Here is a 16878-nt window from a genome sequence, read left to right as displayed (position 1 = left end):
TCTCCCCTCCCTTATTGTGGTTTAAGCATGGCGATCATGAAGTCTTTAGCACTCTCGACCTTGCCTTGTTGGATAGCAGCAGCCGGATCAACGTGTTTCGGACAAACTTCAGAACAGTAGCCAACGAAGGTACAGCTCCAAACACCATTTTTACCGTTAAGCTGTGGCATACGCTCTTTTTTACCGTGGTCACGGTTATCTAAATTGTAACGGTGCGCCAGGGTAATAGCTGCCGGGCCGATAAACTCAGGATTCAAGCCAAACTGCGGGCAAGCGGCATAGCACAAGCCACAGTTAATACAGCCGGAGAACTGATGGTATTTCGCCATCTGAGCCGGAGTCTGCTTATTCGGGCCGTCTTGCGGTTTCCGCTCGTTACCAATAATGTAAGGCTTGATAGCTTCCAGGCTCTCAATAAAGTGAGTCATATCAACGACTAAATCACGTTCAATCGGGAAGTTACCCAGTGCTTCGACTTTCATTCCGCCAGTGTATTCGCGTAGGAAAGTCTTACAGGCAAGTTTTGGAACCTTATTGACCATCATGCCGCATGAGCCGCAAATCGCCATTCGGCAAGACCAGCGATAAGAGAGGTCCGGTGCCAGGTTATCTTTGATGTAGCCTAATGCATCAAGCAGAGAGGTCTGCTCATCGTAAGGTACTTCAAAGGTTTCGAAGTGAGGTTCGCTATCACTTTCTGGGTTATAGCGCATGACCTCCATTTTCAGGAGTTTCATATCAGTCATTCGCCTGCTCCTTATCCTTCAAATCTTTTGCATCTTGTGCGGTGGCTTCGCCACCATAAACACGTTTTGCCGGTGCCAGCTTGGTAATCTTAACGTCGCTGTATTCAAGGCGTGGGGCGCCACCCGGAGTATGGAAGGCCAGCGTGTGTTTGAGGAAATTAACATCATCACGCTCGGTGCAGCCTTCATCCAGACGCTGATGCGCGCCACGGGATTCTTTACGGTTAAGTGCAGAGTGGGCCATACATTCAGCCACATCCAAGCCGTAACCCAGCTCAATGGTGTACAGCAAGTCAGTATTGAAAACACTGGAGGTATCGGTGATTTTCACGCGTTTGAAGCGCTCTTTCAACTCGGCCAGTTTATCCACCGTTTTCTGCATCAGTTCTGGTGTGCGGTAAATACCACAACCTTCTTCCATTGACAGACCCATCTCATCGCGGATTTTAGACCAATTCTCGGTCCCTTCCTGTTTCATGAGATTACTTAGGCGGGTTTCCACATCACGGGTTTGTGCATCTAGTGCACTGCCATTTGCCGGGCCGGTTTCCATGGCACGCGCTGCTGCTTGTTCACCGGCAACACGACCAAATACCACTAACTCAGCCAGTGAGTTAGAACCTAAGCGGTTAGCGCCATGTAAGCCAACAGAAGAACATTCACCTACCGCGAACAGCCCTTTGATACGGGTTTCGCACTGTTGGTTGGTTTCGATACCACCCATGGTGTAATGCGCAGTTGGACGCACTGGGATGGGTTCTTTGACTGGGTCGACACCGACATAAGCTTTTGCCAGTTCACAGATGAACGGCAAGCGCTCAAGCAGTTTTTTCTCGCCCAAATGGCGCAGATCCAGATAGACCACATCACCACGTGGCGTGGCGATGGTGCGGCCAGCACGCCATTCATGCCAGAAGGCTTGCGAAACTTTATCGCGTGGGCCTAATTCCATGTATTTGTTTTTGGGTTCACCGAGTGGGGTTTCTGGTCCCATCCCATAATCCTGCAAATAACGGTAGCCGTCTTTATTGACCAGAATACCGCCTTCACCACGACAACCTTCGGTCATCAGGATGCCAGAACCTGGCAGGCCAGTTGGGTGATATTGCACAAATTCCATATCTCGCAGCGGAACGCCGTGGTGGAATGCCATCCCCATACCATCACCGGTAACAATACCGCCGTTGGTGTTATAACGATAAACTCGGCCTGCGCCACCGGTCGCCATGATCACCGCGTTCGCACGAATTTGTACACGGGTGCCTTCCATCATATTCATGGCAACTACGCCACGTGCCTGACCGTCATCGACCAGAATATCTAACACGAAATGCTCATCAAATCGTTGAATTTGTGGATATTTCAAAGATGTCTGGAACAGTGTGTGCAGCATATGGAAGCCGGTTTTATCGGCAGCAAACCAGGTGCGCTCAATTTTCATCCCACCAAAGCGGCGAACGTTAACCGAGCCATCAGGTTTGCGGCTCCATGGGCAGCCCCAAATTTCCAGCTGTGCCATTTCTTGCGGGCAACTGTGGACAAAATGGTCAACAACATCTTGTTCGCATAGCCAGTCACCACCGGCTACCGTGTCGTTGAAATGATAGTCAAAGCTATCGTGGTCTTGTGTGACGGCGGCTGATCCCCCTTCGGCGGCCACAGTATGGCTACGCATCGGGTATACTTTCGAGATCAGAGCAATCTTCAGTTGGGGGTTGGCTTCCGCTGCGGCTATTGCTGCACGTAAACCAGCGCCTCCGGCCCCGATAATAGCAAGATCGGCGTTAAAGGTTTGCACTGCGCTTCTCCATTGTTCAAGTGAAATACCCTTCATACTTCAAGCTACATGTGCGTTGGCTGCTTTCATTCACCCGAATTATTGACTGGCGTCAACTCATCGGGACTCACTCAATTGCCGCCTTCCTGCAACTCGAATTATTTTGGATATCTAATTAAAATATATAATTTTAAATTATTATTAGGCTAACTTATTCGCCGTTAACCAGAATGATGGTATTAAGAATAGCTATTTCTTACTTTTTGTATGGGAATAATTATACCTAATGCTAAGTGCTATAAATTTGATGTGATCGATTGTTTTGTTTTATTTGAACCTACTCAGGGGCATTACTAGCAAAAACGTGATCCCAAACAGGATCTACTGGGCTAAAGTCTTTTTTGCAGCGTGAAATGCTGAATTCAAGCCAAAAATCGGGCTGATGAGTGACAGATTTGTCTGAGTGAGTAGATGCGAGTAGACTGCATCCCCTGTTTGATTTCGGAGTTAACCACCATGAGCGAAACGGCAAGCTGGCAGCCGAGTGCACCTATCGCCAATTTGTTGAAACGCGCAGCAATAATGGCAGAGATCCGGCGCTTTTTTGCCGATCGTGGCGTATTAGAAGTTGAAACGCCAACCATGAGCCAAGCGACAGTGACGGACGTTCATTTAGTCCCATTCCAAACCCGGTTTGTTGGCCCGGGCGCTGCCGATGGTATGACGCTGTACATGATGACCAGCCCGGAATACCACATGAAGCGCTTGTTGGCGGCAGGCAGTGGATCTATCTATCAATTGGGGCGCAGTTTCCGCAATGAAGAAGCTGGCCGTCATCACAATCCTGAATTCACCATGCTGGAATGGTATCGCCCACATTATGATATGTATCGCTTAATGAATGAGGTTGATGACCTGTTGCAGCAAATACTGGATTGTAATAGCGCTGAAACCTTGTCTTATCAGCAAGCATTCCTGCGCCACTTAGACATTGATCCATTGTCGGCAGATAAAGCACAATTGCGTGAAGCCGCGGCAAAACTGGATTTAAGTAATATTGCCGATACAGAAGAAGATCGCGATACGCTATTGCAACTGCTGTTTACCGTCGGAGTCGAGCCACACATTGGCCGCGATAAACCCGCCTTTGTTTATCATTTCCCCGCGTCTCAAGCTTCACTGGCGGTGATCAGCACTGAAGATCACCGAGTAGCAGAACGTTTTGAGGTTTACTTCAAAGGTATTGAGTTAGCGAATGGTTTCCATGAGCTGACTGATGGTGATGAACAACTGCAACGTTTTGAGCAAGATAATCGCATTCGAGCCAAACGGGGTTTACCGCAGAACCCAATTGATATGAACCTAATTGCCGCCTTGAAACAGGGCTTGCCGGATTGCTCAGGAGTGGCGTTAGGTGTTGATCGTCTGGTGATGCTGGCGCTGGGGGCGGAAAGATTAGATGAGGTTATCGCATTCCCAGTAGGGCGTGCTTAATAACCCCTCGCCCTTGGCGCCGCAGCGGTGTTCGCTACGTTCACGAACCCGAATCACTTACTGATGTAAGCTCATCGGGATTAATGAACTTGCTGCCTTGCTGCAACACCAATGACTTTGGGTAATATTCCTGATTATTGGGCCTGACTCTTCACAGAGTCAGGCCATTTTTCTATCGATACGTCAACTTAACTTACAAGCTACCCGGTGTGCGGCCGCGCCCTGAAGTAATAGTGCGGCCAGCGCCACGCCCCAGTGTTTCCAGCCGAGCCTGGAAGGGTGGGAATGGCAGAGTAATGCCGTGCTCACGGTAACCGGCCAGAATCAACTGGTGGATTTCATGGCGCAGTGGCATACGATGTCCCATTTCGGCGGCGTAAATACGCAGTTCGAAAATCTGAATCCCTTGTTGAAGATCAACCAGATAGACCTCGGGTGCCGGGTTATCCAATACCAAGGTACAGCGGCGTGCAGCAGTAAGTAACACCTCAGTCACTTCCTCACTGCTGGTTTCAGCCGGAGCCGGCACTGTGAGTACCACACGGGTAATTGAATCTGACAGTGACCAGTTAATAAATTGCTCAGTAATAAATGCCTTATTCGGCACGATAATTTCTTTGCGATCCCAGTCAGAGATAGTTGTGGCACGGGTATTGATTTTGGTCACGCTACCGGTGAGATCACGTATGGTCACGGTATCGCCGATACGGATCGGTTTCTCGAACAAGATGATCAGACCAGAAACAAAGTTGGCAAAAATTTCCTGCAAACCGAACCCCAAACCTAGACCAAGTGCGGCAACCAACCATTGGAATTTCGCCCACTCGATCCCTAACATAGAGAAACCGAGCAAGCTGCCGAACAGGATCAACAGATATTTGGTGATGGTGGAGATGGCATAGCCCGTCCCCGGCGTCAGATCCAGATGCTGCAATAGCGCCAGTTCCAGTAGGGCAGGCAGGTTGCGCACTAGCTGGGTAGTCACAACCATCACTAAAATAGCGATCAGCAGTGATCCCATGGTGATCGCCTGCACCGACTCAATACCGTTAATGGTGGATGACACATCCCACAGGCGAATATTTTCCAGAAAACCAAAAGCTGAATGAATCTCAGACCACAATGCTATCACTGAAACCAAGGCGATCATCGTCAGGATCGATCGCACCAGACGTAGAGATTGGGCGCTGATCACATCCAGATCAATGACCGGTTCCTCAACATCAATGGACCCTTCGGTACTGTTATTGTGCGGCGTATCTTCTTCACCGCGGGCGCGCTGCGCCAGAATATCGGCTCGCCGCTGCTTAGCTCGGTCAAAAGCAATACGGCGGCGCTGAATCAGCATCCAACGGCGGATAATATGGTAAACCACCAACAAGAAGAACCAGATGGCAACCGAGGTTTCCAAACGCGCCAGTAGCGCCTGTGAGGTGGTGAGATAACCGAGCGCCGAGGCCAATGCCGCAATCAGTGGGGCAGATAGCAGTAGCCCCCATAACGCCACGTTAATGATGTTCTCGCCCGAGCCTTTTTTATCCAGATAGAGTGGAATACCGGCTCGTTTCAGGCTATTGGTCACCAGACTTAAGGCAACACACAGCAAAATAAAGCACAGGCGGCCCAGGGTACCAGCGAATTCACGGTCGTTATAATTCTCGAATGTAATCAGTGCCATCATCAATGGGATAATCAACCACACAGACATGCGATAAAAACGCATTGCCCGCCCGACCTGCGCCGGTGACCAGCGGAAGTGGGTGATAAACAGGCCATGAGGATGTGCAAACGAGGCACTTATCATAAACAGCCACAGTACTGGCACGGTGGCAGTGACGGCATTACCAATGGCGATCGCCATCGGATATGACCAAGCGTTTTGCAGGCCATAGCCGAGCGCGGCCCACAATACTGGTAGCGGCAGCGCCATCAGAATTGACCAGAAAACGGTACGTAATGTCAGGGAGAAATGGTCTTGCGTAACCTTACCCACCCGGCTGCTAGCACGCTCCAGGAAGGCATGATAGTGGCGACGCAAGCTGATACTGAAACCGACAAACAGCAAGGCTGCGCTGATCGGTAGCAGTGTCTCTTGGCTGGTCATCATCATGACGAACGCGCCACTTAACTGCGAAAGTGTATCCAGCGACAGTAAGCGGGTCAGGTCATGGGCAACGTTAATCGGGTAAGACAGTGATATTGGGCTGACATCTGCGACCCAAAACAGATAACGGTGAGTGGCCTCGCGAACTTCACTTAGCGCATCCACCAACTGACTGTTGGCCACTTTCAACTTGGTTAATTCTAGAATCTGGGTGTCATAGCCGGACAGCAGAGAATTCAGCAATTCGCGCTGTGTGCGCCATTGAGCATCAAGGATCCGCTGCTGTTCGGTGGTGAGCGGTGTACCATCATTTTGCTTTAATTTGACATTTTGCTGCTGTAACTTCTCCAACATGTCTTCATATTGCAGACGTTGAACCCGCAACTGCGCCATATCACGATCCAGTTGCTGAGATTTCGGTACGTCAGGCAATCTTGCAACTTGTGCCCGCAGTGTTTCCCCCAGTGCGGTTGAAACGCCCAGCCACTGGGCCTGTTCACGAATAGTACTGAGAGCCTGCCGGACTTGTTGGGTTTGGGCTACCGCTTGCCGTTGTTGCGAAGAGATCAGATCAATGCGTTGCGCCTGTTGATTTAGCGCTTGGGATAGCTCGCGGTTGATTTGCAGTTGCTGGATGATTGACTCAGGTAAATCGCCCCCTTGTTCCGCCAGTAACTCGGTGCGCTCAAGTGCCTGTTCAGCCGCCTGCTGACGCTGGTTATTGAGATTATTACGTAAGGTTTGGAGCTGAGCATCAACCCGTTCTTGACGCTTTTTGTATAACTCGGCGCGCAGCCGTGACAGCTCTTGCCGGTTGTTGGCTGAGAGCTGAGAAAGCTCCAGTTCATTGGCTTTAGCCTTACGGGCCACGGCTTCTGCTTGTAGTAATGCAAACTGTGCCTGTGCGACCGGATTGGCGGGGTTACTTTGTGCCTGAAGGCGGGTGCTGATTTCAGTCAGAATTCGCCGAGCTTCTGATTGCTGCTGAGGCAACTGGCTGAGGGATTCACTGATTTCCCGCGCCCGATCCTGTTCTTGTTGCGACAGACGGCTTAATTCCAACAACTGGCTGCTGATTTGCAGCACTTGTTGTTCCAGTTCGGAGGTAGACATGTTACTGGGTACGGGCAGGGGTTTATCCCCTTCTTGCGCCAGTTCCTGGCGTAACTCGCGGGTCAGTTTGGGGAAGTCATCAATGGCTTTTTGATACTGCTGGGCGCGGATATCAGACTCTTTTGCATCCGCCAGCCAGCTAAGAGCCGATTGCAGCGCCTGAACAATTTCGGTCTGATTTGGCATCCCTTTATTGGTTTCAGCCTGTTTCAGCTCTTGTCTGAGCTGATCTTCATTAGGCTGAGTTGCCGCATGCAACGGCAAAGACAGCAGCATGACAAATGACAGTAACAGGCCAAAAGAGAGTGATTTACCAAAAAATCGAGAAATTATTAGGCGCACGTAAGGGTTCCTTAACATCGATTACGTTTATACCCGTCATACTTCAAGCTGCATATGCATTGGCTGCTCTCGCTCACCCGAATCATTGACTAGCGTCAACTCATCGGGTTTATTCGCTTGCCGCCTTACTGCAACTCGAATTACTTAGGGTATAGCAGTAGGGACGGCTTCGGCTAATACTTCACCCATGCGGGTAACAGAACCACTGTTTAACTGTGGTGCTAAATAGACTTTACCTTCAGCAAACAGGTTAATCACTGTCGAGCCTAACTTAAAGCGGCCCATTTCTTGCCCTTTTTCCAGCACTACCGCGCCTTCAGTTCCTGCTTGCGGATAGGTCCATCGGCGAATCACACCCTCTCGTGGCGGGGTAATGGTGCCAGCCCAGACGGTTTCTATGCTGCCAACAATAGTGGCACCTACCAGAATTTGTGCCATCGGGCCAAAAGCGGTATCAAAGATGCAAATAACACGTTCATTACGTGCGAAGAGATTAGGCACATTAGCCGCAGTCAATGGATTGACCGAGAACAAATCACCTGGCACATAAATCATTTCGCGCAAGATACCGTCACACGGCATATGGACGCGATGGTAGTCACGTGGAGCCAGATAGGTGGTGACAAAATGGCCATTTTGGAACTCAGCAGCCAACATATAGTTACCGGCGAGTAGGGCTTCCAGCGTGTAGTTGTGGCCCTTTGCCTGCAAAATTTGCCCGTCATGAATTGCGCCTAACTGGCTAATAGCGCCGTCGGCAGGTTGGGCCAAGAGGTTTTCTTCCGCTACAACAGGGCGCACACCCGCGCGCAGTGGGCGCACAAAGAACTCATTAAACGAACGATAAGCAGAGAACTCAGGGTCCTGGGCTTCCTTCATATCAACATGGTAGTAGCGGGCAAATGCCTTGATCACCAGTTGGGTCAGCCAGCCACCTTGCTTATCTGCCCCCCAGCCTGCCAAACGAGTCAGGCCAAGTTTTGGGAGTAAATATTGTAATCTGATTTTGATACTGTCCAGCACGTAGACCTCTGGGTAAACATTAAAATTAATGAGGGGGCGCATAATACCCGTCGCCCTTCAAGATACAGGGGTGTTGGCTGCCTCACACCAGTCACTTACTTGAGTAAGCTCCTGAGGCTTCGCTCAATTGCCGCCTACCTGCATCTTGAAGTCACTGGGTATATATCTTTCTGCGCCCACAGTTTTTAGCTAAAGCATGTTCAACAGGACTATCGAGACATCATTTCTCGTCGCTATCAGATGTCTTACGCGGCTTCGCCTGTTCCATACTTTCCAGGATTCGATGGTAATTATCGAAACGCTCTTCAGCGATTTTGCCTTGTTCTACCGCTTCGCGCAGTGCACAACCGGGATCGGTGGTATGGCTGCAATCACGGAATTTGCAATGGCCGAGATAATCACGGAATTCGACAAATCCTTGAGTGATTTGTTCCGGTGCCAGATGCCAGAGGCCAAATTCACGCACCCCCGGTGAGTCAATCACATCGCCGCCTTGCTGGAAGTGATATAAGCGGGCTGCGGTGGTGGTGTGCTGACCCAGACCTGAATTACCCGATACCGTATTGACCAGAATTTCGTTATCCGTTGGTGGTAACAGGGCATTCAGCAGGCTGGATTTACCCACGCCGGACTGACCGGCAAAGATACTGATGCGCCCAGCCAGTGCCTTTTCAAAGGCTTCCATCCCTTCACGGGTTTGACTTGAGACTTCCAGCACGTTGTAGCCAATGCGACGGTAAATCTCCATCATGCCATCAACGAATTTACGGCCATCGGCATCCAGTAAATCGATTTTGTTCAACACAATTAACGGTTCGACTTCCAGTGTTTCACAGGCCACCAGATAGCGATCGATAATATTAAGAGAAAGTTCAGGTAAGATCGCCGAAACGATCACTATCTGATCGATATTTGCGGCGATCGGTTTCACGCCGTCGTACAGATCAGGGCGTGTCAGTACGGATGTACGTTCATGTACGGCTTCGACAATGCCTTTAACCCGCACACCTTCCTGAGCTTGCAAGCCTGGGCGCCAGACCACACGGTCACCGGTAACCAGTGATTTAATGGTACGGCGAATGTTACAACGGTGTTGAACACCATCGGTGGCTTCGACATCGGCGTGCTGGCCGAAACGACTGATTACGATACCTTCTTGCGCATCGCCAAGCTGAGAGTCATCTAACTCAGGTTTTCTATCAGTGCGTAGCCGACGCTGATGGTTTGCCTGCACACGGCGTTGTTGACCTTTCGACAGTTTATTCTTACTCACTGCGCCTCACTTGAATCTGCATTAATACCCTTCATACTTGAAGCCGCTGGGGCTACTCGCTTCACTCCCCCGCATCGGTGTAATCTTATCGGGATTCGTTTGCTTGCTACCTACCTGCAACGCCAATTTCTTTGGGTATATCGCTGGTTGCGACCAAAAGGGCTATGATACACATTATTTTATCAATTAACCGTTTGTTCGGTAGTCTCACCCGCTAACAGGCAGGAAATATTATGGCAGAGAATCAAAATAATCTGATCTGGATCGATCTGGAAATGACCGGTCTTGATCCTGAGCGCGATCGGATCATTGAGATAGCCACTCTGGTCACCGATGCTAATCTCAATATTCTAGCCGAAGGCCCAGTATTGGCGGTTCATCAGTCGGATGAACAGCTTGGGCTTATGGATGAATGGAATGTGCGTACCCATACCGGCAGTGGTTTGGTGGAACGGGTTAAAGCCAGCCCATTTAGCGATAGTGATGCTGAATTACAAACCATTGAATTCTTGAAACAGTGGGTTCCAGCAGGCGCTTCACCTATCTGTGGTAACAGTGTGGGCCAAGACCGCCGCTTCCTGTTCCGTTATATGCCAGAGCTTGAAGCTTATTTCCACTACCGCTATCTGGATGTCAGCACGCTAAAAGAGCTGGCACGCCGCTGGAAACCAGAGATTCTGCCGGGTTTCAAAAAACAAAATACCCATCAAGCACTAGACGATATCCGTGAATCTGTGGCTGAGCTTGCCTATTACCGCGAGCATTTTATTCAATCTTGATCCCCTGCGGCCTTGAAGTAGCAGGGGTGTTAGCTGCGTTAGCTCACCCGAATCACTGACTGCCCGTTGACCTTAAAATAAATAGACTCATCGGGATGCGTTTGCTGGCAGCCTACCTGCTACTCCAATGACTTTGGGGTTTTGTTGCGGCCTTGAAGCAGCAGGGATAGTCGCGCTTACACTCCTGCTGTTTCAATAACTTTAGGTATATACTTTGCCCGGCGCTGGTAAAAACGCCACATTGCTGTTTTAATCGTCACTTGAACCAAAAAATGATTTTTTTGCTTTTAGGGGCTTGCGGCAAAACGGATTTCTCGTATAATGCGCACCCCGTACCGATGAAGAATTCGCAAACATGCGCAGACCGATTTAGTACGAGTTAAGTGTAGAAAACGTTGTAAAAAGTAAGACGGCACCAAGCGGGAATAGCTCAGTTGGTAGAGCACGACCTTGCCAAGGTCGGGGTCGCGAGTTCGAGTCTCGTTTCCCGCTCCAATCTTTAACCATAAAGATAGTGACCGGCAGTACAGCAGCTTTAGTTCAGAAGTCAGAAATATAAGTGATACGTTGTTATGACGTATGGCAGCGACGCGGGAATAGCTCAGTTGGTAGAGCACGACCTTGCCAAGGTCGGGGTCGCGAGTTCGAGTCTCGTTTCCCGCTCCAAAATTTATTTCTGAATAAGCAGTAAATATCAAATGCTGTTACATACAGCAGGGTGCAAAAGCATCTCAATGCGGGAATAGCTCAGTTGGTAGAGCACGACCTTGCCAAGGTCGGGGTCGCGAGTTCGAGTCTCGTTTCCCGCTCCAAAATTTTTATTCAATTCTATTATTTTTATCCACAGCTACATAACGCGCCATGCCGCGTTGTACATACAATGTATTAACTTCGTCAACAGACTTATCCACAGATTCTGCTTTTTTTATATCCAGCTCATATTTTATCCACTGCGCAACCCTCTTTCATATCTCTTTGATTTAGCGATATATATTTTTCTGTGAAAACGTTATACCGATCACTTGCGCTTTTTTTCGCACTTGATTGCCAAGGTGTTTTTATTTTTATGCACAGGAAAACTCCGAGTTCATTCATTATAAAAATACATAAAAAAAAGCCATACCAAACAGCATATAGTTTCAGGTAAAGGGGGATATCAGGCATCCCGTGGTAGGCCTTTCTCAATAGCCCGCACCAGCCTTTTTTTCTGTGGCGATTGAACATCCACAATCAGTGTAGACCGTCTTTTCAATTGTTGTGAGATTGACCACTCAATATGTTCATCTAACATTGGATCAATCCCGCGGCGCGCTTCCAGTGCCAATACGATACTGTCGAGATAGGGGGCATTGCCCAGTGCGACCGAGATATTACGTAGCCAGCGTAGGTGACCAATGCGGCGGATGGCGGAACCTTCCGTAACCCGCAAAAATTTCTCTTCATTCCAGGCAAATAAATCCAATAACTGTGGCGTGTGTAGCACGGCGCGTGGGCTGAAATCTTCCTCATCAGTTAATTGTGAGAAGCGGTTCCAGGGGCAGATAAGCTGACAATCATCACAGCCATAAATACGATTTCCCATTAGTGGACGAAATTCTTCTGGTATCGCCCCTTCAAGTTCAATGGTCAGGTAGGAGATACAGCGGCGAGCATCAACGGTATAGGGTGCAACGATAGCGCCGGTCGGGCAGGTGGTGATACAGGCAACGCAACGGCCACATTGCTCCTCTTGCGGCTTATCAATCGGCAGCGGCAGATCAATTAGTAATTCGCCAAGAAAGAACCAGGAACCCGCATCACGATTTAAAATCAGTGAGTGCTTACCAACCCAGCCAATCCCTGCTTTTGCAGCTAATGACCGCTCCATAATGGGGGCAGAATCGACAAATGGGCGGAAATTGATGTCACCGTGAGCCTGCTCCAGACAGTAACTCTGAATCATATCGCCCAATCTTTTCAGCCGCTGGCGCAGCAATTTATGATAATCACGGCCCAGCGCATAGCGACTGACATAACCTAACTTAGCATTGTTCAATGTGCTGGCAAATGCAGCCTTGGCAGGGAGATAATTCATCCGCACGCTAATCACCCGTAAGGTTCCGGGTAATAATTCATGGGGCCGCGCGCGCAGCATACCGTGGCGAGCCATCCAGGCCATCTCGCCATGATATTGTTTATCAAGCCAAGTTTGTAACCGCGGTTCTTCCGCAGACAAATCCGTATCGCAGATACCGACTTGCTGGAAACCTAGCGATTGCCCCCATTGCTTGATATGTTGGGCTAATTGATTCAGATCGAGGGGGTGTGCCATGACGGACCATAGTAAGAAACAAATCGGTGTCAGCTTACCACACTCTGTTTTTTCTGCGGACTGGGTACGCCAGAACGAGGCCGTGGCCGCGGCACACTTTTCTCTAACGTTGTTTGATCTGATGGTCAAAGCGGGCGATGCGGCCTTTGAACTGGCGCGTAAACAGTACCCAGCGGCGCGTCACTGGTTGATATTGTGTGGCCACGGTAATAATGGTGGCGATGGTTATATCGTTGCGAATCGGGCATTAGCCGCGGGGCTGAATGTTACGCTTATTGCCTGCCCCGGCAATCGGCCATTACCCGCACAAGCGCATCAGGCGCAATCCCAATGGTTGGCGGCAGGTGGCATAATTCACCAGCCTGAGACACCGTGGCCACAACATGTTGATTTGATTATTGATGCATTGTTGGGTATTGGCCTGCGAGCGGCACCGCAAGGCGTTTATGCTACGCTGATTGACACCGCGAATCGCCATCGGGCCGCAAAGATTGCCTTGGATATTCCTTCTGGACTCAGTGCCGACAGTGGTGCTGCTCCCGGATCTGTTATTCGCGCAGACCACACCCTGACTTTTGTCGCGCTAAAACCGGGTTTGCTCACCGGTCAGGCCCGTGATTGGGTGGGGCATTTACACTGCAATGACTTGGGGCTGACAGCATGGCTGCTCACTCAACCGCTACAAATTGAGCGAATGACTGCAGATCACCTACCGCAATGGCTACAGCCACGCCGCCCTTGTGCTCATAAAGGGGAACATGGCCGATTGTTGCTAGTGGGCGGAGATAAAGGGCTGGGAGGTGCGATTCGCATGGCCGGTGAAGCCGCTCTGCGCAGTGGGGCTGGCTTGGTGCGAGTGCTCACTCACATTGAGCATGTGGCACCGATTCTGGCGGCAAGGCCAGAGTTGATGGTACAAGAGTTAACGCCGGAAACTCTTGAACAAGGTATTGGCTGGGCTGATGTCCTGGTTGTCGGTCCAGGGTTAGGGCAGTCCGATTGGGGCCGGAATGCTCTGAATTTATTGCAACAAAGTGATAAACCAGCATTATGGGACGCAGATGCGCTCAACTTGCTGGCATTAAATCCACATAGGCGTCAGAATCGGGTATTGACCCCACATCCAGGGGAAGCTGCTCGTCTGCTTGGTTGCCGCGTCGCTGATATTGAGAGTGACCGCTTACTTTCGGCCCGAAACATCGTTAAACAATATGGTGGTGTGGTGGTATTGAAAGGTGCTGGTACCCTGATTGCCAGTGAGCAGGGCGAGATGGCGATTGCTGATGTTGGTAATGCAGGGATGGCCTCCGGCGGCATGGGGGATATTCTGTCCGGTATTATTGGTAGTTTGATAGCACAAAAGCTGGTGCTGTATGATGCTGCCTGTGCAGGTTGTGTCGTGCATGGCGTTGCCGCAGACAAACTGGCTGAAGTTCAAGGCACCCGGGGTTTACTGGCAACAGATTTACTGCCAGTTATTCCGAAGTACGTTAATCCTGAGTTAGCAAGATAGATATCACAGAATGAAAGAACTCGTTTTACCTCTGCCTGATGAGGCAGCGACCGTTGCATTAGGGGCTCGTTTGGCCCATGCCTTCAATGGTGCTAGCGTTATTTATCTGTTCGGTGACTTAGGTGCCGGAAAAACAACTTTCAGCCGCGGCTTCCTTCAGGCCCTTGGCCACATTGGTCATGTTAAAAGCCCTACTTATACCTTGGTTGAACCTTATGCGTTAACTCCAAGACCGGTTTACCATTTTGACCTATATCGTCTGGCGGATCCTGAGGAGCTGGAGTTTATGGGTATTCGTGATTATTTCGATGAGCGGGCAATTTGCCTGGTGGAATGGCCACAGCAAGGTGAGGGGTTCTTACCTCGGGCCGATATAGAGTTACATTTGGCGTATCAGGCTGAAGGGCGTGAAGCCCGTCTGGTTGCCCTTTCTGATGCGGGTGCGGATGTATTGCGCCGTTTAGCTGCTGTGCAAGGATAATTTGATAATGATGCATAGCTTGATGCTAATAAATCGCTACCAACGATCGTTTACCGCAGTCATGTTGGTTATGGTGAGTTTATTAAGCCTACCTTCCGCCTTGGCTATGAAACTCACCGATATTAAGGTGAACAATGGCCCGACGGAAAGCCGGGTGACGCTCAGTTTTGATGGTAAACCGATTTATGCCTTTTTCTCGTTGAGTTCGCCTGAGCGAGTGGTGTTGGATGTCCGCCAAAGCGGTAATCTCTCTGGTTTACCCTTGGAGTTCAGTGGGCAGAATCTGCTGAAAAGAATTCGTTCCAGTACCCCGAAAGATGAGCAAAGCACCCGTCTGGTGCTGGAATTGACGCAAAAAGTTAAAACCCGCGCGGTGACACAGCAGTCGGGCAGTAACTACACGGTGGTCATTACCATGACCGCAGCCGCCCCTGCTCGTCAGGTACAAACCACGTTAAGCCCGAACAATACGTTAAGCTCAAACAACACGTTAAGCCCAAACAGTAGGCCACTCAGCCAAACCAATACCCCTAGCCCGAATGCTGGGCGTTTGACGCCGCCGGTCAATAACGTGAATACGACACCGCGCGTGACCAGTTCAAACACCACATCGGAGGCTAAAAACCCGTTTAACAATAAGCCGACCGTGGTTGTCAGCAGTGATACCGTCACCACCAATACCGCCCGCCCGATTAAAGCCAGCCGTGTTGCTAATAGCGATCGTGTAGTGGTGGCAATCGATGCCGGTCACGGTGGGCAAGACCCAGGTGCAATCGGGCAAAATGGCCTGAAAGAGAAGAATGTCACGATTGCCATCGCCCGCCGACTTGAAGCATTGCTTAATAGCGACCCGATGTTTAAACCGGTTTTAACCCGCAATGGCGATTACTTCATTTCGGTGATGGGCCGTTCGGACGTGGCCCGTAAGCAGGGGGCTAACGTGCTGGTTTCTATTCATGCGGATGCGGCACCTAACCGCAGTGCTACTGGGGCTTCGGTCTGGGTTCTGTCAAATCGCCGTGCTAACAGTGAAATGGGCAACTGGCTGGAACAGCATGAGAAACAATCTGAATTGCTCGGTGGTGCCGGTGACGTGTTGGCGAATACCGCGTCAGACCCCTATTTGAGTCAGGCAGTATTGGATCTGCAATTCGGCCACTCCCAGCGGGTGGGCTATGACGTAGCGACCAAGGTGCTGCGTGAGCTACAAACAGTAGGTGACATTCATAAACGTCGGCCTGAACACGCCAGTCTTGGGGTGTTACGTTCACCGGATATTCCATCGTTATTAGTGGAAACCGGCTTTATCAGTAATAGTACGGAGGAGCGGCTGCTTGGCAGTAGCGCGTATCAGGAGAAGATTGCTCAGGCCATTTATAAAGGCTTGCGCAGTTATTTCCTCGCGCATCCGCTACAAGCCGACCCAAAGGTCGAAAACCGTCCGCTAATAGAAACAGCGGCGGTTGATTCTTCAGTGCAGCGTTCAAATGTTAATCAGCCAGAACCGATTGTCAGCAATGCGCAAAGCGGCAGAGTTTCTGCCGTCAAGCCTGTGGCGACAGGGAAAAGCCAAATCCATAAAGTACAACGTGGTGAAACCTTATCCGGCATTGCGAGCCAATACGGTGTCAGCATGGCGCTATTGCGGCAAAATAATACGCTGAAAAATGATGTGGTGTGGGTGGGGCAGCGTTTGAAAGTGCCGGCATTGGGCAGCACGGTAACGGCAGCGGCACCAAAAAACCAAACAATTGCTAAAAACAAAACAGTAAAACATCTGGTAAAACGCGGTGATACGCTATCAGCCATTGCGGCCAGATATGGCGTGTCGATGAGTGAGATTGAGCGGGCGAACAAGATAAAGTCAGGTAATGTCCAGCTAGGGCAAACCCTCACGATTCCACAATCGTAAGCGAAAGGAA

Annotated in this window: 11 protein-coding genes and 3 tRNA genes; 8 read left to right on the top strand and 6 right to left on the bottom strand. The window is 50.1% G+C overall.

What is annotated here, in order from left to right; genetic code table 11:
* Positions 1 to 11: 11 nt before the first annotated feature.
* On the bottom strand, positions 12 to 746 hold the full coding sequence (locus tag V1953_RS19135; protein ID WP_032906821.1) for a succinate dehydrogenase/fumarate reductase iron-sulfur subunit: 735 nt from the start codon (positions 744 to 746) through the stop codon (positions 12 to 14).
* A complete protein-coding gene (frdA, locus tag V1953_RS19130; RefSeq protein ID WP_083160991.1) occupies positions 739 to 2544 on the bottom strand; it encodes a fumarate reductase (quinol) flavoprotein subunit in 1806 nt (601 codons plus the stop codon). The genes V1953_RS19135 and frdA overlap by 8 nt, the downstream gene beginning before the upstream one ends.
* 495 nt (positions 2545 to 3039) lie before the next feature.
* On the opposite strand from frdA, the gene epmA reads away from it, so the two are divergent.
* The gene (gene epmA, locus V1953_RS19125) at positions 3040 to 4017 is read left to right on the top strand and encodes an elongation factor P--(R)-beta-lysine ligase (protein WP_083160989.1); all 978 of its coding nucleotides are present in this window, start codon (positions 3040 to 3042) and stop codon (positions 4015 to 4017) included.
* Positions 4018 to 4210: 193 nt separating this feature from the next.
* On the opposite strand, the gene mscM is transcribed toward epmA, so the two are convergent.
* The 3 genes from mscM to rsgA all read right to left on the bottom strand — a co-directional run bounded on the left by mscM (position 4211) and on the right by rsgA (position 9872).
* On the bottom strand, positions 4211 to 7594 hold the full coding sequence (gene mscM / locus V1953_RS19120) for a miniconductance mechanosensitive channel MscM (RefSeq protein ID WP_102970487.1): 3384 nt from the start codon (positions 7592 to 7594) through the stop codon (positions 4211 to 4213).
* Between the two features lie 126 nt (positions 7595 to 7720).
* Positions 7721 to 8599, bottom strand: a complete 879-nt coding sequence (gene asd / locus V1953_RS19115; RefSeq protein ID WP_083163920.1) for an archaetidylserine decarboxylase — start codon at positions 8597 to 8599, stop codon at positions 7721 to 7723.
* 220 nt (positions 8600 to 8819) lie between these two features.
* Positions 8820 to 9872, bottom strand: coding sequence for a small ribosomal subunit biogenesis GTPase RsgA (rsgA, locus tag V1953_RS19110; RefSeq protein ID WP_005187493.1), 1053 nt, complete (start codon positions 9870 to 9872; stop codon positions 8820 to 8822).
* Between the two features lie 233 nt (positions 9873 to 10105).
* Between rsgA and orn the strand changes: the two genes are divergently transcribed.
* The 4 genes from orn to V1953_RS19090 all read left to right on the top strand — a co-directional run bounded on the left by orn (position 10106) and on the right by V1953_RS19090 (position 11463).
* A complete protein-coding gene (gene orn / locus V1953_RS19105) occupies positions 10106 to 10651 on the top strand; it encodes an oligoribonuclease (protein ID WP_005187496.1) in 546 nt (181 codons plus the stop codon).
* Positions 10652 to 11070: 419 nt separating this feature from the next.
* A tRNA-Gly gene (locus tag V1953_RS19100) sits at positions 11071 to 11146 on the top strand.
* A gap of 95 nt (positions 11147 to 11241) precedes the next feature.
* A tRNA-Gly gene (locus tag V1953_RS19095) sits at positions 11242 to 11317 on the top strand.
* Between the two features lie 70 nt (positions 11318 to 11387).
* Positions 11388 to 11463: transfer RNA gene (locus V1953_RS19090), tRNA-Gly, on the top strand.
* A gap of 344 nt (positions 11464 to 11807) precedes the next feature.
* Here the strand turns inward: V1953_RS19090 and queG are convergent.
* Positions 11808 to 12962: a tRNA epoxyqueuosine(34) reductase QueG gene (queG, locus tag V1953_RS19085; protein WP_083160985.1), complete on the bottom strand. Its 1155-nt coding sequence runs from the start codon at positions 12960 to 12962 to the stop codon at positions 11808 to 11810.
* On the opposite strand from queG, the gene nnr reads away from it, so the two are divergent.
* The 3 genes from nnr to amiB all read left to right on the top strand — a co-directional run bounded on the left by nnr (position 12961) and on the right by amiB (position 16868).
* Positions 12961 to 14475: a bifunctional ADP-dependent NAD(P)H-hydrate dehydratase/NAD(P)H-hydrate epimerase gene (gene nnr / locus V1953_RS19080; RefSeq protein WP_442851203.1), complete on the top strand. Its 1515-nt coding sequence runs from the start codon at positions 12961 to 12963 to the stop codon at positions 14473 to 14475. The genes queG and nnr overlap by 2 nt on opposite strands.
* 10 nt (positions 14476 to 14485) lie before the next feature.
* Positions 14486 to 14956, top strand: a complete 471-nt coding sequence (gene tsaE / locus V1953_RS19075; protein ID WP_420072807.1) for a tRNA (adenosine(37)-N6)-threonylcarbamoyltransferase complex ATPase subunit type 1 TsaE — start codon at positions 14486 to 14488, stop codon at positions 14954 to 14956.
* A 61-nt stretch (positions 14957 to 15017) separates the two neighbouring features.
* Positions 15018 to 16868, top strand: a complete 1851-nt coding sequence (gene amiB / locus V1953_RS19070; RefSeq protein WP_442851343.1) for an N-acetylmuramoyl-L-alanine amidase AmiB — start codon at positions 15018 to 15020, stop codon at positions 16866 to 16868.
* The last annotated feature ends 10 nt before the right edge of the window (positions 16869 to 16878 follow it).

Origin of the sequence: Yersinia sp. 2541 StPb PI, assembly GCF_052217145.1 — a bacterium.
In the GTDB taxonomy this organism is placed as follows: domain Bacteria; phylum Pseudomonadota; class Gammaproteobacteria; order Enterobacterales; family Enterobacteriaceae; genus Yersinia; species Yersinia enterocolitica_E.
This window is presented reverse-complemented; position numbering and strand designations above follow the sequence as displayed.

Coding starts and splice junctions, on each gene's coding strand:
- mscM (WP_102970487.1), bottom strand. CDS start 7,594: ATGTTAAGGAACCCTTACGTGCGCCTAATAATTTCTCGATTTTTTGGT.
- tsaE (WP_420072807.1), top strand. CDS start 14,486: ATGAAAGAACTCGTTTTACCTCTGCCTGATGAGGCAGCGACCGTTGCA.
- amiB (WP_442851343.1), top strand. CDS start 15,018: ATGTTGGTTATGGTGAGTTTATTAAGCCTACCTTCCGCCTTGGCTATG.
- nnr (WP_442851203.1), top strand. CDS start 12,961: ATGACGGACCATAGTAAGAAACAAATCGGTGTCAGCTTACCACACTCT.
- V1953_RS19135 (WP_032906821.1), bottom strand. CDS start 746: ATGACTGATATGAAACTCCTGAAAATGGAGGTCATGCGCTATAACCCA.
- epmA (WP_083160989.1), top strand. CDS start 3,040: ATGAGCGAAACGGCAAGCTGGCAGCCGAGTGCACCTATCGCCAATTTG.
- queG (WP_083160985.1), bottom strand. CDS start 12,962: ATGGCACACCCCCTCGATCTGAATCAATTAGCCCAACATATCAAGCAA.
- orn (WP_005187496.1), top strand. CDS start 10,106: ATGGCAGAGAATCAAAATAATCTGATCTGGATCGATCTGGAAATGACC.